General features: G+C 59.0%; 18 protein-coding genes and 1 pseudogene. 5 read left to right on the top strand and 14 right to left on the bottom strand.

Annotation, left to right across the window (positions count from 1 at the left end):
- The 9 genes and pseudogenes from JFY56_RS18180 to plsB form a co-directional block, all read right to left on the bottom strand.
- Complete coding sequence (locus JFY56_RS18180; protein WP_208315339.1) at window positions 1-1,005, bottom strand: glycosyltransferase; 1,005 nt, start codon at window positions 1,003-1,005, stop codon at window positions 1-3.
- Between the two features lie 2 nt (window positions 1,006-1,007).
- The gene (locus JFY56_RS18175) at window positions 1,008-2,000 is read right to left on the bottom strand and encodes an EpsG family protein (protein ID WP_208315338.1); all 993 of its coding nucleotides are present in this window, start codon (window positions 1,998-2,000) and stop codon (window positions 1,008-1,010) included.
- A 26-nt stretch (window positions 2,001-2,026) separates the two neighbouring features.
- Window positions 2,027-2,755 carry a glycosyltransferase family 25 protein gene (locus JFY56_RS18170; RefSeq protein ID WP_208315337.1) on the bottom strand — a complete coding sequence of 243 codons (729 nt, stop codon included), beginning with the start codon at window positions 2,753-2,755 and terminating at the stop codon, window positions 2,027-2,029.
- Window positions 2,756-2,766: 11 nt separating this feature from the next.
- Window positions 2,767-4,005, bottom strand: a complete 1,239-nt coding sequence (locus JFY56_RS18165; protein WP_208315336.1) for an oligosaccharide flippase family protein — start codon at window positions 4,003-4,005, stop codon at window positions 2,767-2,769.
- Between the two features lie 552 nt (window positions 4,006-4,557).
- A pseudogene (locus tag JFY56_RS24450) lies at window positions 4,558-4,758 on the bottom strand (hypothetical protein); the annotation flags it as partial.
- Between the two features lie 684 nt (window positions 4,759-5,442).
- Entirely contained in the window at window positions 5,443-5,946 is a 504-nt protein-coding gene (gene rfaH / locus JFY56_RS18155; protein ID WP_208315335.1) for a transcription/translation regulatory transformer protein RfaH, read from the bottom strand.
- A 169-nt stretch (window positions 5,947-6,115) separates the two neighbouring features.
- Entirely contained in the window at window positions 6,116-8,344 is a 2,229-nt protein-coding gene (locus tag JFY56_RS18150) for a polysaccharide biosynthesis tyrosine autokinase (protein ID WP_208315334.1), read from the bottom strand.
- A gap of 25 nt (window positions 8,345-8,369) precedes the next feature.
- Window positions 8,370-8,816, bottom strand: coding sequence for a low molecular weight protein-tyrosine-phosphatase (locus JFY56_RS18145; RefSeq protein WP_208315333.1), 447 nt, complete (start codon window positions 8,814-8,816; stop codon window positions 8,370-8,372).
- A 412-nt stretch (window positions 8,817-9,228) separates the two neighbouring features.
- A complete protein-coding gene (gene plsB / locus JFY56_RS18140; protein WP_208315332.1) occupies window positions 9,229-11,697 on the bottom strand; it encodes a glycerol-3-phosphate 1-O-acyltransferase PlsB in 2,469 nt (822 codons plus the stop codon).
- Window positions 11,698-12,079: 382 nt separating this feature from the next.
- On the opposite strand from plsB, the gene JFY56_RS18135 reads away from it, so the two are divergent.
- From JFY56_RS18135 to JFY56_RS18115, 5 genes are all read left to right on the top strand, one after another.
- The gene (locus JFY56_RS18135) at window positions 12,080-13,000 is read left to right on the top strand and encodes an ABC transporter ATP-binding protein (protein WP_208315331.1); all 921 of its coding nucleotides are present in this window, start codon (window positions 12,080-12,082) and stop codon (window positions 12,998-13,000) included.
- Complete coding sequence (locus JFY56_RS18130; protein ID WP_208315330.1) at window positions 12,997-13,731, top strand: ABC transporter permease subunit; 735 nt, start codon at window positions 12,997-12,999, stop codon at window positions 13,729-13,731. Before JFY56_RS18135 ends, JFY56_RS18130 begins: the two co-directional genes overlap by 4 nt.
- 154 nt (window positions 13,732-13,885) lie before the next feature.
- Window positions 13,886-15,718, top strand: coding sequence for a GldG family protein (locus tag JFY56_RS18125; RefSeq protein ID WP_208315329.1), 1,833 nt, complete (start codon window positions 13,886-13,888; stop codon window positions 15,716-15,718).
- Between the two features lie 11 nt (window positions 15,719-15,729).
- The gene (locus JFY56_RS18120; protein WP_208315328.1) at window positions 15,730-16,707 is read left to right on the top strand and encodes a DUF4340 domain-containing protein; all 978 of its coding nucleotides are present in this window, start codon (window positions 15,730-15,732) and stop codon (window positions 16,705-16,707) included.
- Window positions 16,708-17,140: 433 nt separating this feature from the next.
- On the top strand, window positions 17,141-17,350 hold the full coding sequence (locus JFY56_RS18115; RefSeq protein WP_015476243.1) for a cold-shock protein: 210 nt from the start codon (window positions 17,141-17,143) through the stop codon (window positions 17,348-17,350).
- Window positions 17,351-17,504: 154 nt separating this feature from the next.
- Here the strand turns inward: JFY56_RS18115 and JFY56_RS18110 are convergent, their stop codons facing one another.
- From JFY56_RS18110 to JFY56_RS18090, 5 genes are all read right to left on the bottom strand, one after another.
- Window positions 17,505-17,888, bottom strand: a complete 384-nt coding sequence (locus tag JFY56_RS18110) for a hypothetical protein (RefSeq protein WP_208315327.1) — start codon at window positions 17,886-17,888, stop codon at window positions 17,505-17,507.
- 15 nt (window positions 17,889-17,903) lie between these two features.
- Entirely contained in the window at window positions 17,904-18,707 is an 804-nt protein-coding gene (locus tag JFY56_RS18105; RefSeq protein ID WP_208315326.1) for a putative RNA methyltransferase, read from the bottom strand.
- Entirely contained in the window at window positions 18,707-19,855 is a 1,149-nt protein-coding gene (dapE, locus tag JFY56_RS18100) for a succinyl-diaminopimelate desuccinylase (RefSeq protein WP_208315325.1), read from the bottom strand. The genes JFY56_RS18105 and dapE overlap by 1 nt, the downstream gene beginning before the upstream one ends.
- A gap of 295 nt (window positions 19,856-20,150) precedes the next feature.
- Window positions 20,151-23,447: a DEAD/DEAH box helicase gene (locus tag JFY56_RS18095; RefSeq protein ID WP_208315324.1), complete on the bottom strand. Its 3,297-nt coding sequence runs from the start codon at window positions 23,445-23,447 to the stop codon at window positions 20,151-20,153.
- Between the two features lie 15 nt (window positions 23,448-23,462).
- Window positions 23,463-24,146, bottom strand: coding sequence for a CsiV family protein (locus tag JFY56_RS18090; RefSeq protein ID WP_208315323.1), 684 nt, complete (start codon window positions 24,144-24,146; stop codon window positions 23,463-23,465).
- Window positions 24,147-24,152: the final 6 nt, after the last annotated feature.

Genomic DNA, 24,152 nt, shown 5'->3' with positions numbered 1-24,152 from the left:
TTATTCTCCATTATAAATATTGAGCAGTGCTTTTTTCTGTGTGGAGTAGTTCATTCGTGCAAGTGTCGCATTATTCGCTTGTCGTGCGAGATTAAGTTTTTCTGTGTCCTTTATTAACTCCAGAATGGACGCTGCTGCTTCTGAAGGGGTCTTCACTTTGATGAATGTGTCTTCACTAAAGGCAGGAATGTCACGAACTAACACAGCGAGCCCACTGGATGCGGCGTCAAGGACACTTAATGGATATCCTTCATAGCTAGCAGTGTGGAAATAGATGCATGCAGAGGATAGCCGATTGGCTAGTTGCACCTCATCAAGCCAGCCTGTGACTTCAACACCTAATTTGGATAGCATCTTTCTATATTTTTCTTCGCCATCACCTATCCAGGTGAATTTAATATTCTCTTCAGTTGTAATTAATTTTATTGTTTCGGCAAAAAAAAATGGCGCTTTTTGGGGGGCCAGACGTCCAACCATGACAATTTCTTTTATTGAGTTAGATTTTTTTTTGCTCGGGAGATTTTGAATTGTCGGCGCATTGGGTAAGTATAAGGATTTGGCTTTTGAGTTGATCTTACACGCTAGTTTTTTTTCGTGCTCAGAGAGATGAATTATGCATTCCGAGTTTCTACTTAGTATGGACTCCGCTAGGAAGTAGAATGCTCTTGTTGTTGGCTTTCTTTCTGGGTCATCGAATGCAAAGCAGTGTGGTTGGTATATGACTCTGCATGGCAGTGGTAGAAGCCTAGTGTAAACACCTGCCCAACTAGAGTGAGCGTGGACAATATCAGGCCTAATTATGTTTACTAGTGTTCGTACTAGCTTTACTTTTTTTAGAATTCCACCATGAATTTGGAAGGTCTCGATGTAATTTGATTTTTCTGTTGGAGATTCTTTTCCGGACCACGCAAGGTAGTGGTCGTATGTTGGAGTGATTTTGGTAATTGTGTCTATAGCTCTGCTAACTCCACCAGCGTAACAGTCTGTTACGTGAAGAATTTTCATAATTATATCCTTCTTATAGTGGGTAGTTTATACAGGCTCCCCAAGTTATAGGAGCGAAGGAGGTTTTCAAGGGATAGTGTTAAGAATATTCCTGGTAGAAAGTATGCGGCATAACCAAGACGATTGGCCAATATAGGGTTCGTATAGAATATGAAGAAAAATGCAGCAGTTAATATAAAGATTGATGTAATTTTATGGATGTCCTTATGTGATTTCTCACGACGAGATAGCAAAAGAAAGAAAAGAGACACATAGATCGCTATTGTATTTTTAATTGACGCCGTGCTCGCCGAATCAATGGAGTGATGCCCTGATGTATAGAAGTCAACTTTTGTCTGAAGGTTGTTTGAGAATATTCCTGAAATATTAATTATATCGTTGGATATTTGGATAAATGGGGAGTGGAAGTCAAGTTTGAAAACTGAGTTGACGATTCCTATAAATAAAATTGTGCCCAGCATTGATTTATTGAGAAAAATTTTTGAAAGATCCCGCAAAATTAGTGGAAGCCATAATATTGATGATATCTGACTAAATATCATCAATATTGAGTAAATTAATTTTGTGCGCGGATTTCTAGATGTAATAGCAAGTATCGCAAATTCAAAAGCAAAAGATTGCCTTAATAAGAAGGCTGTGATTGAGTGGAATGAAGGTAATAAAAATGCGAGCATTAAAATTATTTTTATGATGCTGCCTTTTCCAATGGTGTTGGATATTCTATTTAATATGAATATCCAAGAAAGGCTTTTTATGAATAGAAATTCAAAATAAGAAAGTCCGAGCAGGGAGCTGGCGTGCATTATAAGGGCTGGCACAAACTCAATGCCGAAGGGGAAGGGATTCATAGAAATATTCATATATCTAGATAGATACATTTCATTATCCAGAATCATTTCTGTTTCGAATGCAGATGTCCAGGAAATAAATATGAATATAGGTAGGAATGCTATTCCCGCTATTAGCTTTGTTGGTGAAATTCGAAGCGTATTCATTTTGATTGGAGATTGCTCTGGGGCTTCTAAGAAAAGGCTAGTTTTATACTTCTTGCAAAGCCTCGAGCGTATCGTATTATATTGAATAATGGGTTGTTTTCTTTGAAATTCATCCGCTCTTTTTCAATTGCGCTATCAAAATTTCTGTATCCCTCTAGGACAAGCAAGGGGTTACTATGCCAGATCTCAATGTCATTATTGCGGAAGTGATTCCAGTCATCAGCAGTTGCAATAATGTTTTTAGTGAGGCTCGACAGCTTTGAGGCTCCAGTTTTTGTAACTAGGTAAGCAACTGTCCCGCATTTCCATTCTCTATGAGGGTGGCCTAACTTCACCAAGTCTGTGCTTTTCTTTATTTTAAGTGGATTGAACCTGAATATTTTTCTTTTGTCCTCTGGTGGGATTTTTGAGTAGCCCAGGATAATGACATCAGGCTTTTTGTTCAAATTTTCAATAATATTGATTATTTCGAGTACTGTTGCGTCGAAATTCTCTTGTAGAATTGCGTCGTCTTCAAGTATCACTGTGTAGTTGTGATTTTTTGCCACGGAGTAGATTAGGTTATGGCACTTAGCACAACAATATTCCCCTTGTGTTAGGCGAGTGTCTTCTGGGATTTTTTCTGGAAGTTGTTCTGGAGTTAGTGCGTCAAAAAATGAGAATGCCAGTCCTCTACTCTCAAGTTGAGACTGGATGTTTGCCCTTCGCAAGTTCTCTTGCGGAAGGGATAGAACAATAATTTTAGGGAAATTCATGAGGGATGATTTTAGTTTGAAATAGTGATGTTTGTGTTGTTTCTTTTTCTTTTGTATAGGATGTGTAGCGTTATCATTATGAGTACGCCGAGAGTTTCACCCGCTAATAGCCCAATTATCGCGCTTAAGTACCCATACTCTTCGTGAAGTGAATACATTGTCAATAAGCTTGTTGCGGATACGAATATATTTGATGCTGTGTTGATTTTTTCTAGTTTTAGCGGAATGCTGATTTGAGTGTTTATGAATACTGCTGCGGATGTGCTTAAGGCTACACCAGCGCATAGCGCTATATCTTTGAAAGAGTAATCTGCTTGGCTGGCCGTCAGGAAGTTGATAACCGGGAGCCCAAGTGGTAACCCTATAATAGCTAGTGCTAATAATAATAATACGAACCCCTTGAGAGTTCTTTTTATAGTCTTTTTGTAGGTCCCAGTACTCCTCGATAATACAGCTTGTGTGGTGAAGAATTTAGAATAAGTGCCGGTTATGTTTGTTGGGACTAGAATTAGTTGTTTTAAGATATTTAATTTTGCAAGATGAGCTTCACCTAGTAAGGAGCCAATTAGTATCTGGTCTAGTTGTTGGTAAGATGTTGCGATTCCCGAGTTGGTATAGAAATGCTTTGCGCTTTTAATTTCTTGCCATGCGTCGAGAAGTTTTGTGATTTTTAATGGCTTGGTTACGTTTTCTTTCCAAGCCATAAGAAAACCGAGGAGATTCGTTGAAACTATTAAGGTGCTTGTTATTAGTGCATAGATTGTTATGTCGCCTTCATTTTTTATGCTGAGCAGCAAAAGAATTATGGCGATTGCCCTTAGTGAAAGGTTTCTCCAAAATAACATTTTGTATAATTGTTTGGCGTAAAAATACCAGTCGACATTTAATGAAGATGAAATTGTGGCTATAAGAAATAGGCATGTTATTGCTTTGTTGTTTGTTGGTATAATGGTTGTTGCTGTTGTATAAATTAAAAATAATGGTATTGTCAATAAAAATTGGCATGTGATTAGTTTTATGAAACACTTTTCTTCTTCTTTTCTTAATGTCGACTCTAGATAAGATCGGTTTGCGCTTGATGAAAATGAGAGGATGACTATGCTGTTGGCAATTGTATATGCGAGATAGATACTTATGTATTCACCATACGTATCCAAAGGTATCTTATGTAGTACTATAGGGATTGTTATAACTGGGAAGATGGCGACTGCTATATTGTTAAGTAGTGAGTAACTGATTTTTCCCAGCATATCTCTGATGTCCAATGGCGTTTTGGTTGCTCTGTTTTTTGATTGGCGCTTGAGTTTCTTCTCTATTGACCTTTTTAGCGCTTGGCTGGGCGGCGGTTTGTATGTGGCTTAAGAAGGCGTTATTGAACTTTTGCTGAGCGGATCCTTGTCTGAGTGTATGCATTCATATGTTTTTGGTTATATTGAGTGCTTCTTGTGCGATGTCTTTTTGGTTGTCGCACGCAGCTCTTTAAAAGTCATGTGGGAGCTGACATTTTCTAGGATTTCTAAATGTCTCTTTTAAACTATATTTTCCGAAAATTTCTTTGGGTTAGTGTTTGTCGTTGTCAATAAGTTGCGGTATGGATTTTGTCAAGAAAAATGTAATTCTGAATATGTACTATTGGAATTAGATTGATTCAGCTTTTCTCTTTGCGAGAGGTGTAGTTTTTTAAAAGAGCGAGCGCATTTTGCACGCTACCGCCCCACGATTGGCGGTCGATTTCCTGAGGACACAATTTCGGTGGTGGGGTTTTGGTTGGTCGGACGCTTGCGAAGGCGAGGAAGAGAAGCGAGAGGTGCTGCGCTGTGGCTTTCCTTTACTAGCCTTTCCAGTCCGGGGTCGTAGGCTGGAATGCGGCCTTGCTTCAGGCGTTCGACTTTCTGGGTATCGACACACACATCGTGGCCAACTTCCGCCAATACGGCTCCCTGCACGAGCCCAACGTATCCAATGCCGTAATCAAGTCGTTTCTCTTTGAGTCTGGTTTTGATGATGACGACCGGCCACTTCGGGAGGAGAGGGATTGTGCCGGTGCTTAAGGTGGATTGTTCGTTTGTAGTAGCCGGGTTGGGCTTTGCAGGATGTTCGCCAGCAAACTGGCTCCTACGAATGGTACGTGTGAGTAGTACGAGATCTCATTTGTGAAATTATGGTGACGTATTTACCGTAAGTTACTTACTGGATTGGGGCATGGCGCTCTAGAGGGGGCGGGTTACAGTTCAGTAAGTACGTGTAGGAGCGAGCTCTCCTCGCGAATTTGCCTGGCACTGGATTCATTCGCGAGTAAAGCTCGCTCCTACAAGAACTTCTCATGCAGGAGGAGTGGGTAAAGTACAAGATGAAGGCGACCTGGTACGCTACCGCCACAGGATTTGACGTCAATTTCCTGAAAACGTGATTTGTCTGGCAGGGGAAATTGGCATGCGGCCGGCTTTTAGCCAGTCGGATGTAATCGGGCTCGAGGAGGAGAGGTGCAGGGGTACTGCGAAATCATCCTTGGCCTCTGAGTGCGCTCTTGGTCGAGCGTCTCTGCGATTCTGCCGTGTCTAGGTGTACTGTACAGATATTAAGCAAATGGGGCCGGAATGTGAAGGCTTTCACGTTTTTCCAGATCGGCGGAAATGGCCGATCTAGAGCGGTCCCATCAATGGTTGACAAATCTTTACTTGGGATAATTAGGCAATGGCAGCGACGCGTTTCAGTGGTACGCGTACGACTGTTTGGCGCTGGAGGATATTCAACAGCAGCAACACTCGTTCTTCGCCATCTCTTGCCACGAAGATGGCCTCCAGGTTTTGCAGGCCATCCTCATTGATGACTACCTTGTCACCTTTTTCGAATACTGGACTGGGATTTTCGATTTCCCTGGTTTGCAGGCGCTCGATAACCTCCGGAGGAACCGGGATGGATTGGTTGCCAAAAGTCACGATATGGCTAACGCCGCGAGTCGATCGGATGGGGAGCCAGTTGTCCTCGACTCTGTCCAGGTGAATGAACAGATAGCCGGGAAACATGGGTTCATTGCTGTAGACCAACTTGCCCTTGGTCAGGCGTTCCACCTGTTGTTCGAACAGCAGGCAGGAATAGCCCTGGCGCTCAAGATGTTCCTGTGCGCGTCTGTCCTGGCGAGGTTTGCACTGGACGAGATACCAGCGTTTTCCATAACTTGCGGCTTGCATGGCGCCCCCCTGTTCAGAAACCTATCCCTGTTGCTTCTGAAGTTCCGTTCTTCAACCCGATGCGTTGTGGAGTGCACCGGCAATCGCTGTGCGTTATTGGTGTGAAGAGGAGAGAGGGGCTCGCTCTTCAGTCTCGGGGCAAAGTCATTGGCTTTGCCCCGGCCCCCAATCAGGCCTTGTCCGACTTGTATTCGTATTGGTAGTAGCCATAGCCGCCGTAGCCGTAATAGGCCGAGGCGCGCTTCTCCACGCCGTTGAAAATGGCGCCTTTCAGTTCGATACCGTTCTGCGCGAAGCGCCGCATGGTCAGGTCCACTTCGCGGACCGGGTTCAGGCCGAAGCGGGCGACGATCAGGCTGGTGCCTGCCTGGCGGCCGACGATGGCGGCGTCGGTTACGGCCAGCAGTGGCGGGGTGTCGAGGATCACCAGGTCGAAGTGCTTGCTGGCTTCTTCCAGCAGTGCGGTGAAGTTGGCGTGCATCAGCAGTTCCGACGGATTCGGTGGAATCTGGCCGCGTGGAATGAAGAAGAAGCCATCGACATCGGTCTTGCGAGCTGCGGTGTCGAAATCGCAGCGCTTGGTCAGCAGGTCGGACAGGCCGTTCTGCTCATCGGTACCGAGTATCTTGTGCAGGTAGCCCTTGCGCATGTCCACGTCGATCAGCAGCACGCGCTGCCCGGCTTGGGCGATCACGGCGGCGAGGTTGGCGGAGACGAAGGTCTTACCCACGGATGGGCTGGGACCGGAGATCATCAGGCGGTTGTTTTCCGCTTCCAGTGTGGCGAAGTGCAGGCTGGTGCGCAGGCTGCGCAGAGATTCGATGGCCAGGTCGGTGGGGTGGCTGATGGCGAGCAGCGGCGCGGCCTTGGCAGCACGGCCCTTGCCCTTGCCGCGTTTATCTTCCTCGGCCTTCTGCAGCACGCTGTAGGGGATCGAGGCGTATACGGGCAGGCCCAGTTGCTCGATGGCTTCCGGATTCTCGATGCCGCGGTTGAGCGCCTTGCGCACCAGCACCAGGGCAATGGCGGCGAACAGTCCGAGCATGGTGGCGATCAGTACGATCAGTGGCTTCTTCGGCTTGACCGGCTTGGTGACGTCGACGTCGGCGGTATCGATGACCCGCACGTTGCCTACGGCGCCCGCGCGCATCACGTCCAGTTCCTGGGCCTTGTTCAGCAGTTGGGTGTAGATCTGTGTGCCAACCTGCACGTCGCGGGTCAGGCGCAGCAGTTCCTGCTGAGTTTCCGGCAGGCCTTCGACCCGCTTCGACAGCCCATTCTGCTTGCCGCTGAGTTCGCCGATCTGTTTGATCAGTGCCTGGTAGGCTGGGTGCTGGCGGGTGAACTTGCGGTCCATTTCCGCCTGCTGCAGCTTCAGCTCGGAGATGCTGGTATCCAGGGCGACGATCTGGTCGAGGATGGCCTTGGTCTCCAGACTGATATCCACCGACTTGCTGCGGGTCTGGTAGGCATTCAGGGCATTCTCGGCCTTTTCGAGGTCGCGACGCACTTCTGGCAACTGGCCGCGGAGGAACTCCAGGCTGGATGCGGCTTCCGCCGAGGTGCGCTCGACGTTCTGGCGCACGTAGAGTTTGCCGATTTCATCGAGTACCTGAATGGCGCGGGCTGGGTCGTCGTTTTCCAGGGCCATGGCGATGATCCCGGATTCCTTGCCGCGCTCGCTGACGTCGAGATCTTCCTGGTAGTTCAGGATGGTGGTCATGCGGCGCTCGCGGACCACGTCGAATTCGGTGCCGGCGTTGGCCTTCAGGGTTTCGACCTGGATCTTCACGCCGTTCTGCTCGAGTTGCTGGCCGACTTCGCCCTGCACCAGGGTGTTGTCTTCATCATCCAGTAGGGTGAAGGTGCCGTTCTCGCCGGCGATCAGCGTGAGGTTCTTTTCCAGCAGGGCTTCGGGTACTTCCAGCTGGAAGATGCTGATTTCTTCACCGCCCCAGCCGTAGCTGGTCAGGCCGAGCAGTGGGGCGGCCACTTCGCCGGCGGTTTCCGGCTGGAATTTTCGGGCGATGAACTTGCCAACGATCGGGAAGCGCTTCGGCTCGGCAATGATGTTCAGGTGCAGGTTATCCACAGCCTTGCCGAGGATCGAGCGCGACTTGATTAGCTCGATTTCGGTGACTGCTTCGGATTGACCGCCAAACATCTCGCCCATGTCCGACAGGCCGGGAATGGCCGGCTTCTTCTGTTCCACCTGGACGATGGCATTGGATCGATAGATGGGCGTCGCCAGCAGCGCATAGGCAACGCCGACAGCCATGAAGCCCGCGGTGATGCTGGCGATCATCCATTTATGATCGAGCAGGGTGCCGAACAGACCAAGGAGGTCGATTTCGTCATCGTCGTGGTCTTGTATGGCAATCGCGGGTTGCTGCTGCATGGTTGTACTTCTTTATATGTAGGACTTATCGGTTGGGGCGGATGCGTTTGGACCAGGCTTCCACACCCTCCTCGATAAGGGCGTAGGCGTGCTCGAAAGCGGCTTCGCTCTGGCGATAGGGGTCGGGGATTTCGCGGTCGTCCTGCCATTTGCCGAGCAGGAAGGTCTTGCCACGGGCTTCCGGGGCCATCTGCGAGATGCCTTGAAGGTGGCGCTTTTCCATCACCAGGATCAGGTCGGACTCGCGCAGCATGCGGGAAGTGAGCTGACGCGCACTGTGTTCGTGCGGCTGCTGGCCGTGCTGCTGGAGAGTGGCCAAGGCGTTGCGTTCGATGGGTTTGTCGACCAGCGCACCGAGGCCGGCGGAGCTGACTTGGACGTCAGTCCCAAGTAGCGCCTGGCGTAGCAGGTGCTCGGCGGTGGGGCTGCGGCAGATGTTGCCGACGCAGACGATCAAGATCCTTTTGAACACAACAGCTGTCCGTGTGGGGATGGTTAGGGAGCTTACGTACGGCGGCGAATGTACCGGCTAAGTGTGAAGCGGGTCAAGGAAACTCATCGGAAAGGTCTGTTTTGAAAGGGAACTTTTCGATGAGGTGGGTGTCTGCTGCGCGTCTGTGAACTCGTGTGGAATGCGGGGTTGAGGCGTTTGGGATGGGGTGTCCGGGGTGCGGCTTTCCGCCTCTCCCATGAGGCGCTGCGGATGTTGGGCTGGAGTGTAGGTTGGTGCTGAGCCTGCGAAGCCCAACGTCCGTTGCATGTGGCACCGTTGCGCTTCGCTACGCTCAGCACAACCTACACTCGCAAAGCCCAACGGTATTGGAGTGGGCCCTGACAGATGTTGGGCTTCACTGCGTTCAGCGCCAACCTACGGATGGCCCAACCTACGGGGCGGGGTGTTCCAGTGCGACTTGCCGGATCGACAGCCGGATCTCCGCCGGCAGCACGCGCTTGGCGGCGCCTTCGGCGAGGTCGCCGAGGAGGCGGTGGTAGCTGAGTTTGCCGGCGTCGTCCTTGCGCAGCACGCGTTGGTCGAGGAGGGTTTGGATGAAGTGGCGGAACAGGCTCTTGTCGAAGAATTCCGGAGCGTTCAGGCCGTGCAGGATCGACAGGCGCTGGGCCATGACGGTGCACAGGTCTTCCAGTTCTTCCGCGCTGAGCTGCTTCTGCCCGGCTTTCAGCAGCAGGGCGACGGCCATGTAGAAGCGCTGCAGCGTCTGGGTGATGGCGCGGGCCAGCAGCGTAAGTTGCACGAACTCCCGCGAACTGGGCGCCGGGCGGAGGTAGGCGTCGTTCTCCTGGCGCAGCAGGCCTTGTTCCACCAGCGCTTCCAGCCATTTGTCCACTTCGCCGGTCAGTTCCTCCGCGCTCCAGCGGATGAACAGTTCCGCCTGCAGATACGGGTAGAGCGCGTGGGCGAAGCGCAGCAACTGCTCGCGGCTGATCCGCGCGTTGCTCTGGAAGAAGCTGGCGATCAGCGCCGGCAGGGCGAACACGTGCAGGACGTTGTTGCGGTAGTAGGTCATCAGCACCGCGTTCTGTTCGTCGAGGTAGAGGATGCGGCCGAGGGCGTCCTTCTGTTCGGCGAGCAGGTTCAGGCTGCGGGCGTATTCGATCAGGTCGCGGCCGCTGCCTTCCGGCAGGGTGGCGCTGGGCGAGTAGGGCACCTTGCGCAGCAGGCTCAGGTAGAGGTCGAGAACCCGGGTCAGGGCGATTTCGTCCAGCGCCTGTCGGCCTGTGGATAACAGCGCCAGGGCGACCAGGTTGATCGGGTTGATCGCGGCGGCATCATTGATGCGGCGGGCGACTTCGCGGCCCAGGTGGTTGGTGGCGTCGGTCAGCCAGGCGGGACGGAATTCCGGGGCGAGTTGCTGTTTGCGCCAGCTCGGCTCGTGTTGTTCGAGGAACGGCGTGAGGTGGATCGGCTCGCCGAAGTTCACCCAGACCTGGCCGAAGCGCTGCTTCAGTGCGCTCAGCACCTTGAACAGGTCGAAGATCGATTCCTTCTTCTTCGCCGCGCCGCGCAGTTCGCCGAGGTAGGTGCGGCCTTCGAAGACCCGTTCGTAGCCTATATATACCGGCACGAAGACGATCGGCCGGCGCGAGTCGCGCAGGTAGCTGCGCAGGGTGATCGCCAGCATCCCGGTGCGCGGGTTGAGCATGCGCCCGGTGCGCGAACGGCCGCCTTCGACGAAGTATTCGGTGGAGAAACCGCGGGTGAACAGCGAGTGCAGGTATTCGTTGAACACCGCCGTATATAGCTGGTTGCCCTTGAAACTGCGGCGCATGAAGAACGCCCCGCCGCGACGCAGGATCGAGCCGACGACGGGCATGTTGAGGTTAATGCCGGCGGCGATGTGTGGCGGAGTCAGGCCGTTGCGGAACAGCAGATAGGACAGCAGCAGGTAGTCGATGTGGCTGCGGTGGCAGGGCACGTAGACGATCTCGTTGCCGTGGGCGACGTCCTGCACGCGCTCGATGTGGTTGACCTTCACGCCCTCGTAGAGCTTGTTCCAGAACCAGGTCAGCACCACTTCGATGAAGCGGATCACCGGGTAGGAGACGTCCGCCGCGATCTCGTTGGCGTAGCGCAGGGCGCTGGCTTCGGCCTTCTCCTGGGAGATGTTCTGCTCATTGCTTTCCCGCAGGATCGCCTCGCGTACCAGCGGCGCGCGCAGCAGGCCCTTGACCAGCGTGCGGCGATGGGAGAGGTCGGGGCCGATTACCGCCGTCTTCTGGTTGCGGAAATGCACGCGGAGGATGCGCTGGACCATGCGCAGGGTGCGCTCCGGGCCCTTGCCCTGGTCGACCAGTTCGCGCAGGTGGATTGGTGCGGAAAGCTGCAGGCGCGTCTTGCGTCCGAGAATGAGGATGCGCGCCAGCTTGCGCAGCCGGCCGGTCACCGCCCAGTTGTCGGCGAACAGCAGCTTCCAGGCGCTCTTCTCGCTGTCCGGCGACTGCCCCCAGAACACGCTGACCGGGATGACTTGCGCGTCGGCCGTGTCGTTGTGGGTGATCGAGGCGAGGCTGCGCACCAGCGCCGGCGGGGCGCCGCGCTTGTCCTGGCGGCCGAGCCAGTCCGGTTCCGGGGTGAGATAGAAGAAGGCCGCCGGTTCGCTATTGCCGCCTACCGTCACCGGCATCACCGGGCGCGGCAGCCCGATCTTGCGGCATTCCGTGTCGAGCACCGCCAGGTCGCTCACCGACGGCTGCTGAAGCACGTAGAGGACCGGCTTGCTGCGGTCGATCCTCAGGCTGACGGCCGACTGGTTGATGGTTTCCGAGCGGACCCAGAGATAGAGCAGACGACGCAGGGCGCTGAAACCGAAGCGACGGAACGGGTAACGGGGCATACGGGCAAGCAAGCGATTGATAGGGGCGGGTAGTGTGCCGGAATCGCATGGGCGCGGCAAAAGGCGGGATTTGGATGTGCCGATTCTACCCTCACCCCAGCCCTCTCCCGGAGGGAGAGGGGGTTGTACGGTGTACGGGCTTGAGCACGGCGCTTCGCTTCACACCTAGGGAGTCCCCTCTCCCTCCGGGAGAGGGTTAGGGTGAGGGGCGAGTGCAACGACGATACCTCCGGAAACTTTTGGTATCGACCTGTAGTCTTGCTTTGCCGCCGGTCGGCTTTTTATAGTCCCGCGGCATTTTCGCGAGCCGTTCGCCACTCCGGACGGTTCCGGCGGGCCCCGCTGGTGGCTCTGGGGCCCTTACCGATAACGGTGAGAGACCATGATCGAGATAAAACGACTAACGAAGCGTTTCGCGCAGCACACGGCGGTCGATGACCTGTCGTTCACTGTGCAGCAGGGGGAGGTGCTGGGCTTTCTTGGCCCGAACGGCGCCGGCAAATCCACCACCATGAAGATGCTGACTGGCTTCCTGACGCCGACGTCGGGCACCGCGAGCATCCTCGGTTTCGATGTGCAGACCCAGACGCTGCAGGCCCAGCGGCAGATCGGCTATCTGCCGGAAGGCGCGCCGTGCTATGGCGACATGACCGTGCGCGGCTTCCTCGAATTCATCGCCGGCGTGCGCGGTTTCCGTGGTGCCGAGCGGCGCGAGCGGGTTGCCCGTGTCGTGGCGCAACTGGAGCTGGAACACGTCCGCGAGCAGTCCATCGAGACGCTGTCCAAGGGCTTCAAGCGCCGCGTCGGCCTGGCCCAGGCGATCCTGCATGATCCCAAGGTGCTGATCCTCGACGAGCCCACCGACGGTCTCGACCCGAATCAGAAGCATCAGGTGCGCGAGCTGATCCGCAGCCTGGCGCAGGACAAGATCATCATCATCTCCACCCACATCCTCGAAGAGGTGACGGCGCTGTGCACCCGCGCGGTGGTGATCGCCAACGGCAGGTTGCTCGCCGATGGCACGCCGTTCGAGCTGGAAAGCCGCTCGCGCTATCACCAGGCGGTGACCCTGGTCGGTGACGGGCTGGACCAGGCCGCGCTGGCGGCGCTGCCGGGTGTCGCGGGCATCGAGGCGAACCCCGTGGAGAACAGCCTGACCGTGCTGGCCCAGCCGGGGCAGGTGATCTTCCCGCAGGTCAATGCGCTGGTTTCCGAGCGCGGCTGGCAGATCAGGGAACTTGAAGTGGAGCGCGGCCGCCTCGACGAGGTGTTCCGCAGCCTGACCAGGGGGGAAGCGGCATGAGGCAGTTGCCGATCGTCTTCAAGCGCGAGCTGGCGAGCTATTTCGCCACGCCGCTGGCCTACGTGTTCATCGTCATCTTCCTGGTGCTGTCCGGGGTCTTCACCTTCTATCTGGGCAGCTTCTACGAGCGCAACCAAGCGGACCTGAACGCCTTCTTCAACTTCCACCCCTGGCTCTACCTGTTCCTCATCCCGGCCGTCGCCATGCGCCTGTGGGCGGAGGAGCGCAAGTCCGGCTCCATCGAGCTGCTGATGACCCTGCCGATCACCCGCTTCGAGGCGGTCGCCGGCAAGTTCCTCGCCGCCTGGGTGTTCGCCGGCATCGCCCTGCTGCTGACCTTCCCGATGGTGCTCACGGTGAACTACCTGGGCGAGCCGGACAACGGCGCCATCCTCACCGGCTACATCGGCAGCTGGCTGCTGGCCGGCGCCTACCTGGCGATCGGCTCGTGCATGTCGGCGCTGTCGAAGAACCAGGTGATCGCCTTCATCCTCGCCGTGGTGGTGTGCTTCCTGTTCATCGTCAGCGGCTTCTCGCTGGTGCTCGACGCCTTCAGCACGTGGGCGCCGCAGTGGCTGATCGACGCGGTCGCCTCGCTGAGCTTCCTGACCCGCTTCGATGCGATCAGCAAGGGCGTGATCGACCTGCGCGACCTGCTCTATTTCGTCAGCCTGATCGCCGCCTGGCTGGCCGCCACGGCGGTGGTGGTCGACCTGAAGAAAGCCGACTGAGAGCCTGTTCAAGATCTAGCCGAGCGCAGCTCAGGCAAGGCGAAAACAGGCGAAAAAGCGCAGTTTACGAGCTGTAAATGAGCATTTTGAGCCTGTTTTCAACGCCGCATGAGCAAGCGCAGGCAGATATTGAACAGGCTCGGAGGATACCCAGATGAAGAAATTGATGTATTCCGGGGCCGGGCTGCTGGTCATCGCCTTGCTGTTCCTGGCCTTCAACATGGTCTCCGGGCTGGCCTTCACCGGCGCGCGCCTGGACCTGACCCAGCAACGCCTGTACACCATCTCCGACGGCACGAAGAAAATCCTTGGCGAGCTCAAGGAGCCGATCAACCTGTACTTCTTCTATTCCGACAAGGGCACCAAGGACCTCGTGCCGCTGCGCAACTATGCCCGGCGCGTCGAGGAACTGCTCAAGGCCTACGAGCGCGAGGCTGGCGGCAAGATCCGCCTGCACGTGATCGACCCGCAGCCGTTCTCCGAGGAGGAAGACCGCGCCGCCGAGTTCGGCCTGCAGGCGGTGCCGCTGAACCAGGGCGGCGACCAGATCTACTTCGGCCTGGCTGGCACCAACGCGCTGGACAATACCCAGACCATCCCGTTCTTCCCGCTGGATCACGAGGAGTTCCTCGAATACGACGTCAGCCGCCTGATCCAGGGCCTGGCGCAGCCGAAGCGGCCGGTGGTCGGGCTGATCAGCGATCTGCAGATGAGCGGCGGCTTCAACATGCAGACGCAGCAGCCGGGTTCGCCGTGGATGATGCTGGAGGGCATCCGCCAGCAGTTCGACCTGCGCAGCCTGACAGCGGAAGTCGACCAGATTCCTGAGGATGTCAGCGTATTGCTGCTGGTGCATCCCAAGCAGCTCCCGCAGCAGACGCTCTACGCCATCGACCAGTTCGTCCTGCGCGGCGGCAAGCTGCTGGCGTTCGTCGATCCCTACAGCGAGGCCGATACCGGCATGCCGATGGCGGCGGAAACCCCGGAGGACCGCTCGTCCAACCTCGAACCGCTGTTCAAGGCCTGGGGCCTGAAGCTGGAAGAGGGCAAGGTGGTGGCCGATGGCTCCTACGCCATGTCCGTAGCCATGGGCCAGGGGCAGCGCGCCGAGCGCCACCCGCTGTGGCTGAACATGGACAAGCGCGCGCTGGACCAGAGCGATGTGAGCACCGCCGGCCTGGAGAACCTCACCGTCGCCAGCGCCGGCATCCTCGCACCGCTGGAGGGGGCGAAGACCCGCTTCATCCCGCTGGTCCAGAGCTCGCAGTACGCCATGCCGATGGATGCCCAGCGCCTCGCCGCGCTGCGCAACCCGGGCGGGCTGATGGGCGAACTGCAGCCGTCCGGCGAGCGCTACACCATCGCCGCGCGCATCCAGGGGCCGGCGCAGAGCGCTTTCCCCAACGGCATCGAGGGCCACAAGGACGGCCTGAAGGAGGCGGCGAGCATCAATGTGATCGCCGTGGCCGACACTGATCTGCTCACCGACCGCATGTGGGTGCAGGTCCAGGACTTCTTCGGCCAGAGCATCCCGCAGCCCTGGGCGGACAACTCCAGCTTCGTGATCAACGCGCTGGACAACCTGTCCGGCTCGGACGCCCTGATCAGCGTGCGCTCCCGGGGCCGCTTCAGCCGTCCGTTCACTGTGGTCGACGAGCTGCAGCGCAAGGCCGAATCGAGCTTCCGCGAGAAGGAAGAAGCGCTCAAGCAGCGCCTGACCGACACCGAGCAGAAGCTGGCGGCGCTGCAGAACCAGGACCCGAGCAAGGTCACCGAGCTGACCCCGGAGCAGCAGTCGGCGGTGCAGCAGTTCATCCAGGAGCGCGTGCGCATCCGCAAGGAGCTGCGTGACGTGCAGTTCCAACTGAATGCCGATATCGAGGACCTGGGGCGCAAGCTCAAGCTCGTCAACATCGCCCTGGTGCCGGTACTGCTCACCGTGGGCGTGCTGGTGCTGTGGTTCTGGCGTCGTCGCCGTCAGGCCTGAGGAGTCCGCATATGCAACGCAAGAGTCTGATTCTGCTGGTCCTGCTCGTGGTGCTGCTCGGCGGGCTGTACGCCTGGCTGCAGCGTGCGCCGGAAATCGCGCCGGAACAGGAGGTTCGCTATCTGCCGGGGCTCGATCCGCAACAGGTGACCGCCGTGCAGATCGCCCGTCCCGGCCAGCCGGTCATCCGTGTCGCGCGCAAGGAAGGCGGCTGGGTGATGCCGGCCAAGGCCGACTATACGGCGGCCGGGCGGCTGGTCGGCGACCTGCTGCAGGAGTTGGCGCAGGCGCGCAAGGTCGAGGCCAAGACCCGCGAGCCGGGCAACCATGCGCAGCTCGGCGTGGCCGAGAAAGGCGAGGGCGCCGCCGTGCGCCTGACCCTGGAGCGCAGCAGCGGCGGGCCGGTCGACATCCTGGTGGGCAAGAGCGCCCAGCAGGGCGGGCAGTTCGTACGCCAGCCGGGGGACGATCAGGTCTGGCTGATCGACAAGAGCCTGCAACTGCCGCCGAACGAGCTGGACTGGCTGGATCGCCGCGTTACCAGCATTCCGTTCGAGCAGATCGGCGAGGTGTCGGTCAACCATCCCAAGGGCGAGACGCTGACGGTGTACCGCGACAAGGCCGACGAGCCGAACCTCAAGGTGCGGCAGTTGCCGAAGGACGCCAGCCTGGCCTATGAGGCGGTGGCCAACGGCATGGCGACGCCCTTCGGCCATCTGACCTTCACCGACGCCGCGCCGCTCGACCAGGTGCAGTTCAAGGAGCCGCCGAGCCTGACCCTGAGCCTGAAGACCCTGGATGGCGCCGAGCTGAGCGGCGAGCTGCAGCAGCAGGGCGGTTTGCCCTGGCTGATCCTGAAGCGCGTCGAGCAGTTCCCCGAAGGCCAGATCCAGGCCCGCCCGGACTGGGCCTACCGCATCGAGCCGTACCAGTACGAATCGATCGCCCGGCACTTGTCAGACATGCTGGAAAAGAAACCCAGCCCGTAGGTTGGCGCTGAGCTTGCGAAGCCCAACGATGCAGCGCCCGACAGATGTTGGGCTTCGCTGCGCTCAGCACCAACCTACGTCAGTTCGTAGGATGGGTTGAGCGAAGCGATACCCATGACTGCCCCGCGCAAGTGTCTACAACACGCTTTGGAGCTATTTCATGGAACTTCCAAAGTCGCGTTGCAATTCTTCACAAGGCGACTTTTTTGCCACTACAGGCGGGTATGTTGCCAGTGTGAAAAAGTGCTTTTCACTCGCAACTTTTGATTTATATACTCCGGAGTGCGGTTGTCCCAAGGGCGTTATTCGAAGTACCGCTCCAGCATTGGCCTAGGCCACGGACCGGCATGAGAACGACGTTTCCCGGCATACCGTCGAAGTCCTCATTTCGGGGGCCACCCAAAAATAAAATGTATAGCTGGAGAGTGTGGTAATGGCTGATCGTGAGGTCGGAACCGTCAAGTGGTTCAATGACGCCAAGGGTTATGGATTCATTCAACGCGACAGCGGTCCGGATGTTTTCGTCCACTACCGTGCCATTCGTGGCGATGGTCACCGCTCCCTGGTCGAAGGCCAGAAGGTGGAGTTCTCGGTGATCCAGGGTCAGAAAGGCCTGCAGGCAGAAGACGTCGCCAAGGTCTAAGCCCCCGAAAACAAAGGCCCGTCGAATGACGGGCCTTTGTTTTTCACGCTCTGTAGGTTGGCGCTGAACGCAGTGAAGCCCAACATCTGGCGGGCGTGGCATCGTTGGGCTTCGCTTCGCTCAGCACCAACCTACGAAAAACCGCGTTACAGCTTCAACCCGTCCGCCAGGTGATTTCCTGCACGCCCTCGGCGGTCACCTTCAGCCAGCGGTCGGCATCCTCTTCGCCCTGGTCCTCGCTCCAGCTTCCCGGTGCGCAGCGCACTTCCACGCCCAATGCGGCGCAGGCGGCCTGGGCGCAGGCAATGTCGTCGTCCCACGGCGTGGCGTCGCTGTCGATGAACAGGCTGTGCCACTTGCCCACCGCCTTCGGCAGCCAGGTCACCGGGATGATCCCGTGCGGGCTGTCGGCCTCGCACTTGAAGGTTTCGCCCTGCGCCCGCCATGCGGAGCAGGGGCCCAGCGCCTGTGCCAGCCAGGTGGAGACTGCGGCCTGGTCGGCGTCCTTCACATAGATCTCGATATCCGGTTGGCGCATCGGGGCCTCTTCAGGTTATTTGCGTGCCAGCCAATCGTAGCGTACCGCGACGGTAACCTCGAAAGGTTCGGCGAGGATTCGTTCGCGCCGCTGCGGGTTGACCCGCCAGCCATGCGGGGTCATCGCCAGCAGGTTTTCGCGGGCCTCGCGGGTGTCCAGCGACAGGCGATAGCTCAGGGTTTCCGTATGCGCCAGGGAAAGTTCGGCGGGCAGGTCGGCGAGGTGCTTGTCGTCGATGTAGTCGCGCACTTCGTCGTACAGGCGCTGGCGCAGTTCCAGCAGGTGGTCGCGGGCCGGCCCCAGGCGCAGCACGCCGCCACCCGGGGCGAGCAGGCGCGTGGCTTCCTTCCAGTCGATCGGGCTGAACACGCTGGCCAGCAACTGGCAGGACGCATCGGCCAGCGGCACCCGCGCCATGCTGGCGACCATCCAGGTTAGCGCGGGCGCGCGGCGGCAGGCGCGTTTCACTGCCTCGCGGGAGATGTCCAGGGCGTAGCCATCGGCGGCGGGCAGGGCTTCGGCCAGTTGCGCGGTGTAGTAACCCTCGCCGCAGCCGATATCCAGCCAGCGCGCCGGACCGCGCTCGGCGGCCAGTTCGGCCAGGCGCTGCGCCAGCGGGGCGTAGTGGCCGGCGCCGAGGAAGTTGCGCCGCGCCTCGACCATCGCGGCGTTGTCGCCCGGGTCGCGGCTCTTCTTGTGCTGCACCGGCAGCAGGTTCAGGTAACCCTGGCGGGCGCGGTCGAAGCGGTGGCCGGCGGGGCAGGCGACACCGTTGTCGACGCTGGCCAGGGCGGCCTGGCAGATCGGGCAGACCAGCATCAGGCGAGCAGCCTTACCAGGGTCTGGTAATAGATTTCGGTCAGCAGATCGAGGTCGCTGGCCAGCACCCGCTCGTTGACCTGGTGGATGGTGGCGTTCACCGGGCCGAGCTCGACCACCTGGGTGCCCATGGTGGCGATGAAGCGGCCGTCGGAAGTACCGCCGGAGGTCGAGGGCGTGGTTTCGCGACCGGTGACCGCCTTGATGCTGGCGGCGACCGCATCGAGCAGTTCGCCCGGCTGGGTGAGGAACGGCAGGCCGGACAGCGCCCAGTCGATGTGCCAGTCCAGTCCGTGCTTGTCGAGGATTGCCGCGACGCGCTGCTGCAGGCCTTCGACGGTGGATTCGGTGGAGAAGCGGAAGTTGAAGATCACCACCAGCTCACCGGGGATGACGTTGGTCGCGCCGGTGCCGCCGTTGATGTTGGAAATCTGGAAGCTGGTCGGCGGGAAGTAGTCGTTGCCGTCGTCCCAGTGTTCCGCCGCCAGTTCGGCGAGGGCCGGAGCGGCCAGGTGGATCGGGTTCTTCGCCAGGTGCGGATAGGCCACGTGGCCCTGCACGCCGCGCACCTTCAGCGTGGCGCCGAGGGAGCCGCGGCGGCCGTTCTTCACCATGTCGCCGACCAGGGTGGTGCTCGACGGTTCGCCGACGATGCACCAGTCGAGGCGCTCGTTGCGCACTTTCAGGCGTTCGACTACGGCCTTGGTGCCGTGCTGCGCCGGGCCTTCCTCGTCGCTGGTGATCAGGTAGGCGATGCTGCCGCGATGGTTCGGATGGTCGGCGACGAAACGCTCGGTGGCGATGATCATCGACGCCAGGCTGCCCTTCATGTCGGCCGCGCCACGTCCGCAGAGCATGCCGTCGGCGTCGATCAGCGCCTCGAACGGCTGGTGCTGCCAGGCCTGCGTCGGGCCGGTCGGTACCACGTCGGTATGCCCGGCAAAGCACAGCACCGGACCTTCACCACCATCGCGCCCGGCGCGGCGGGCCCAGAAATTGTCCACTTCCTCGATGCGCATCGGCTCCAGGGCGAAACCGCAGGCGGCCAGGCGCTGCATCATCAGTTGCTGGCAGTCGGCATCGACCGGCGTGACGGAGGGACGGCGAATCAACTCGCAGGCAAGAGCCAGGGTCGGCGAGAGGGACATGGGGAAGCTTCCTGGGGGCGAAACGGAAAAGGCGCTTATCTTAAAGCAAAACGACGGGGGAGGGCTGGAATGCTTGGTTTTCGCGGGCTGCCCTCACCCTAACCCTCTCCCGGAGGGAGAGGGGACTGTTCGGTGCGAGGGGAAACTCCGTGCTTACCCGCAACTCCATACTGCCCCCTCTCCCTCAGGGAGAGGCTGGGGTGAGGGCCTCGCCCCGTAGGTTGGTGCTGAGCTTGCGAAGCCCAACGGTGCCAGACATCAGCAGATGTTGGGCTTCGCTGCGCTCAGCGCCAACCTACGGCGGCAACGGGGCGAAGAGGGCATCGATATCGCTGCGCTCCAGCCGCAACCCCATATCCTTGCCGCTCTCCAGCACGCCCGCCGCCAGCGCCGCTTTCCGCTGCTGCAGTTGCTGGATCTTTTCTTCCAGCGTGCCGCGGGCGATCAGTTTGTAGACGAACACCGGCTTGTCCTGGCCGATGCGGTAGGCGCGGTCGGTGGCCTGGTTTTCCGTGGCCGGGTTCCACCAGGGATCGTAGTGGATCACTGTGTCGGCGGCGGTCAGGTTGAGGCCGGTGCCACCGGCCTTGAGGCTGATCAGGAACAGCGGCACCTTGCCGCTCTGGAAGTCCTGCACCGGACTGCGGCGATCCTGGGTGTCGCCGGTCAGCAGGTTGTAGGCGATCTCCCGTTTCCGCAGTTCCGCCTCGATCAGCGCGAGCATCGAGGTGAATTGCGAGAACAGCAGGATGCGCCGGCCCTCGGCGAGCAGTTCCTCGATCATCTCCAGCAGGCTGTCGAGCTTGCCCGACCTGGCCGCACTGCCGCTGGCGCTTTTCAGCAGGCGTGGATCGCAGCAGACCTGGCGCAGCTTCAGCAGCGCGTCGAGGATGACGATATGGCTGCCAGCCAGTCCCTTCCGCTCGATCTCGTCGCGGACCTTGCGGTCCATGGCCAGCCGCACGGTTTCGTAGAGATCGCGCTGCGCCTGGCTGAGTTCGACCCACTGGACGATCTCCGTCTTGGCCGGCAGCTCGGTGGCGACCTGGTCCTTCCGACGGCGCAGCAGGAAGGGTTTGATTCGTGCGTTGAGGTGCGCCAGGCGCTGGCTGTCGCCGAGCTTTTCGATGGGCGTGCGATAGAGCCGGGTGAATTCCCGGCCGGCGCCCAGCCACCCGGGCATCAGCAGGTTGAACAGCGACCAGAGTTCGCCCAAGTGGTTTTCCAGCGGCGTGCCGGTCAGGCACAGGCGTTGCCGCGCTTCGAGACGCAGCGCGGCCTGCGCCGCCTTGCTGGTGGCGTTCTTGATGTACTGCGCCTCGTCGAGGATCAGCAGGTGCAGCGGTTGCTTGCACAACTGCTCGATATCGCGGGGCAGCAGGGCGTAGGTGGTCAGAATCAGGTCGTGCTGCTGCAGGTCGGCGAAACCGCTGTGCCGCTGGCTGCCGTGCAGGGTCAGCACGCGCAGGTCCGGGGCGAAGCGCGCCGACTCGTCCTGCCAGTTGGCGATCAGGCTGGTGGGCATCACCACCAGTGCCGGGCGGTCCATGCGGCCGGATTCCTTCTCGACAAGGACGTGCGCCAACGTCTGCAGGGTCTTGCCCAGCCCCATGTCGTCGCCGAGGATGCCGCCGACGCCCAACTCGCGCAGGGCCTGCATCCAGGACAGGCCTTCGATCTGGTAGGGGCGCAGGTTCGCCTGCAGTCCGGCCGGCGCCGGGCATGGCTGTGCATGGTAGTCGCGCAGGCGCTGGGCAAAGACTCGCAGGCGCTCACCGCCCTGCCACTCCAGCGGAAGCTGGTCGAATGCACTAAGGCGGGCGGCATCCAGCGCGCTCAGGCGCAGGCGGGTGAACTCCTCTTCCTCGTCCGCAAGGTACAGCTCGCCAAGGGTGGCGAGAATGGGCTGGATCCTCGCCATCGGCAGGTTGACCTGGAGCTGCTTGTTATCCGCACTGCGGCGGGCGTCGAGCGACACGGTGAGCTTGCCGTCGGGGGTTTCCGTACAGCGGCGCAGCAGATCGGGGCGCTGGCGGATCAGGCGGAGCAGCACGGGTAGCAGGCTGATCCGCTGGTCATCGACGATGATGCCGAGTTCCAGATCGAACCAGTCGTTGCCGGGCGCCTCTTCTATTATATCGGCGAACCACCCATCGATCTCGCTGGTATCGAAGCGGAACTCTTCCGCCATCTCGATCACCCAGCCGCGGGCGCGCAGATCAGTCAGCCGCTCCATGAAGGCCAGCCAGCCCTGTTCGGATGGCAGGAGGAAATACTCATGTTTTCCCTCCAGGCTGTAGGGGACGTCGTATTTCTCCGCCTTGTAGAAACCGCAGTCTTTCAGGCGCTTGCGCAGAGCCTGCTCGGCCTTGACCTGGCGGGTGATGGAGACGAACTGCTGGCCATCGAAATGGCGGACCGTCAGCTCGCCACGCGGAGTGCCGACTACTCGCTGCTCGCCGTAGAAAAAACTCAACCCGGCCAGGTGTACATGTGTGTCTTTCTCGCGCCCGATCCGCTCGTAGGCACCCAGACGATGGCTTATGAGATGCAGGTGGGCGATGGGCTGTATGTCGTCCCGTCGCCGTTCCTCGCAGGGAGTTGGCGTCGGTGCCTGGGGTGCGATGTCTTTCAGCGCCAGGCTGAACAGCAGCGCCTGGTCGGCCTCGATCACCGGTACCTTGAGAATGTGCCGCGCCAGGGGCAGCGGTAGATCGAGCTGCATCAGTCCGATGCGATGCCCCGATTTGTCGAAATACCAGGGTGGGTCCAGGTGATCCAGGGCGATCAGGTCGGCGTTACCTTCCATTTTCCAGCCCGCGGTGAAGGAGCCATCCGCTCGGCCGCGCCAGGCAACGCTGGTCTTCGCCGGTTCGCCGCGCTGCAGCCGAGTGGCTACATCGCGCGGGTCGAGGAACAGCCGTCCGCTATCGACGAGCAGACCGAGGACTTCCGCGCCGATGGCGCCTTCGAGCAGGGTTTCAGGGTTGTAGGTGGTGGCGCCTGGGATGCCGATGGCCAGTGCAGCGATCTGCCGGTCCAGCGGGTCGCTTGTGCTGTGCGTTCCAGAGAGTGCCAGGGGGATGCCGTGGCTGTATTCGCGCACGCTACCGTCATCGCCCAGCCGGACCCGACAAGCGGAAACGCGGCCGCTCTTGGTCAGGCGGTAATGCAGGCGCCAGAGCTGTTCGGGTTCGGCTGGAGCGGGTTTGCCGCTCTCCCGGGGCAATTTCTTCAGCCAGGCGCGGAGGTCTTCGGCCAGGACCTTCGCTGGTTCGACTGCGGGCATTTCCCGTGCGGCGGGCGCCGGGGCTTGCTCCAGCAGATGCAGCAGCGTGGCGACGCAATGTTTGCAGCCGTAGCCCACCGGGCATTCGCATTCGGCATCGATATAGCCATCGGCTTCGAGGCAGATCTGCAGATGGTAGCTGTGTTTGCCTGAGCCCCGGCAGCGCGCCAGTACCTTGTCCGCCTCCAGTTGCAGGATGCGCACACGGTTTTCCCGAGCGTAGGCTTCACCGCGCACCAGGGCGCCGGAGTCGAAACTGCGGCGCCAGGGCAATTTGCTCAGACGATCGACGAAGTCGCTCATGACGCCGTGGCCGCGTCACTCATCCTGGGTGGATGGCGCGGGCTCCCCTTCGACAGGGGCGGAAGGCGGCGCGTCGAAGCCGCCGCTCGGCGGGGTGGCGCCGGGGGCCTGCTGTTCCTGCTGCTGGATCTGCTGCTCCTCCAGCTCCGCCGGGTTGGGCTGGGCGGGGCGGGCGTTGAGCGGGCTGACCTTGATCAGCATGCCCAGGCTCGGATGGTCGAGATAGGCCAGCACGCTGTTCTTCAGGGCTACATCCTGGTTCATGCGCTGGCTGCCGGCGAGCAGGCCTTCCTGGTCGAAGCGGTTGATCCAGAACTCGGTCTTGGCGTCGATGAAGCGCTGCTGGCTGAGGGTGACGGTGCCTTCCACCGGGAAGTGCCCGTCCTGCTTCTTGCCTTCGCTGAGGGCGATGGTCACCGGGGTTTCGCCGATATCCTGGCGCCAGGCCTTGTGCATCAGCACGCGGAAGCCTTCGGTTTCCTTCAGCTTGTTGGCCTGCGCGTCGAGCGCGGTCGGGCGCGCGCTGTCGGCGGACGGCGGCTGGGCGCCGCGGGCCCAATCGTCGGGTGCCGGCTGGCTGGCGAGCACGGCGTCGCCGGTTTGCTGGAACAGGATCAGTTCGACCTGATAGGGCTCGTCGGCGAACGCAGTGGGCGCAAGAAGGGCGAGCGATAGCAGGAGCGGGCGGAACAGACGCATGGATGG

The sequence above is a fragment of the Pseudomonas schmalbachii genome (assembly GCF_017589465.1).
GTDB lineage: Bacteria > Pseudomonadota > Gammaproteobacteria > Pseudomonadales > Pseudomonadaceae > Pseudomonas > Pseudomonas schmalbachii.
Note: the sequence above shows the minus strand (reverse complement) of the source record. Positions and strands in the feature narration are given on the sequence as shown.

Excerpts from the sequence above, each read along its gene's own strand:
- JFY56_RS18170 (WP_208315337.1), bottom strand. The coding sequence starts at position 2,755 with ATGAATTTCCCTAAAATTATTGTTCTATCCCTTCCGCAAGAGAACTTG.
- dapE (WP_208315325.1), bottom strand. The coding sequence starts at position 19,855 with ATGTCCCTCTCGCCGACCCTGGCTCTTGCCTGCGAGTTGATTCGCCGT.
- JFY56_RS18125 (WP_208315329.1), top strand. The coding sequence starts at position 13,886 with ATGAAGAAATTGATGTATTCCGGGGCCGGGCTGCTGGTCATCGCCTTG.
- JFY56_RS18150 (WP_208315334.1), bottom strand. The coding sequence starts at position 8,344 with ATGCAGCAGCAACCCGCGATTGCCATACAAGACCACGACGATGACGAA.
- JFY56_RS18090 (WP_208315323.1), bottom strand. The coding sequence starts at position 24,146 with ATGCGTCTGTTCCGCCCGCTCCTGCTATCGCTCGCCCTTCTTGCGCCC.
- JFY56_RS18105 (WP_208315326.1), bottom strand. The coding sequence starts at position 18,707 with ATGCTGGTCTGCCCGATCTGCCAGGCCGCCCTGGCCAGCGTCGACAAC.
- JFY56_RS18110 (WP_208315327.1), bottom strand. The coding sequence starts at position 17,888 with ATGCGCCAACCGGATATCGAGATCTATGTGAAGGACGCCGACCAGGCC.
- plsB (WP_208315332.1), bottom strand. The coding sequence starts at position 11,697 with ATGCCCCGTTACCCGTTCCGTCGCTTCGGTTTCAGCGCCCTGCGTCGT.
- rfaH (WP_208315335.1), bottom strand. The coding sequence starts at position 5,946 with ATGCAAGCCGCAAGTTATGGAAAACGCTGGTATCTCGTCCAGTGCAAA.
- JFY56_RS18115 (WP_015476243.1), top strand. The coding sequence starts at position 17,141 with ATGGCTGATCGTGAGGTCGGAACCGTCAAGTGGTTCAATGACGCCAAG.
- JFY56_RS18175 (WP_208315338.1), bottom strand. The coding sequence starts at position 2,000 with ATGAATACGCTTCGAATTTCACCAACAAAGCTAATAGCGGGAATAGCA.
- JFY56_RS18120 (WP_208315328.1), top strand. The coding sequence starts at position 15,730 with ATGCAACGCAAGAGTCTGATTCTGCTGGTCCTGCTCGTGGTGCTGCTC.
- JFY56_RS18135 (WP_208315331.1), top strand. The coding sequence starts at position 12,080 with ATGATCGAGATAAAACGACTAACGAAGCGTTTCGCGCAGCACACGGCG.
- JFY56_RS18130 (WP_208315330.1), top strand. The coding sequence starts at position 12,997 with ATGAGGCAGTTGCCGATCGTCTTCAAGCGCGAGCTGGCGAGCTATTTC.
- JFY56_RS18095 (WP_208315324.1), bottom strand. The coding sequence starts at position 23,447 with ATGAGCGACTTCGTCGATCGTCTGAGCAAATTGCCCTGGCGCCGCAGT.
- JFY56_RS18180 (WP_208315339.1), bottom strand. The coding sequence starts at position 1,005 with ATGAAAATTCTTCACGTAACAGACTGTTACGCTGGTGGAGTTAGCAGA.
- JFY56_RS18165 (WP_208315336.1), bottom strand. The coding sequence starts at position 4,005 with ATGCTGGGAAAAATCAGTTACTCACTACTTAACAATATAGCAGTCGCC.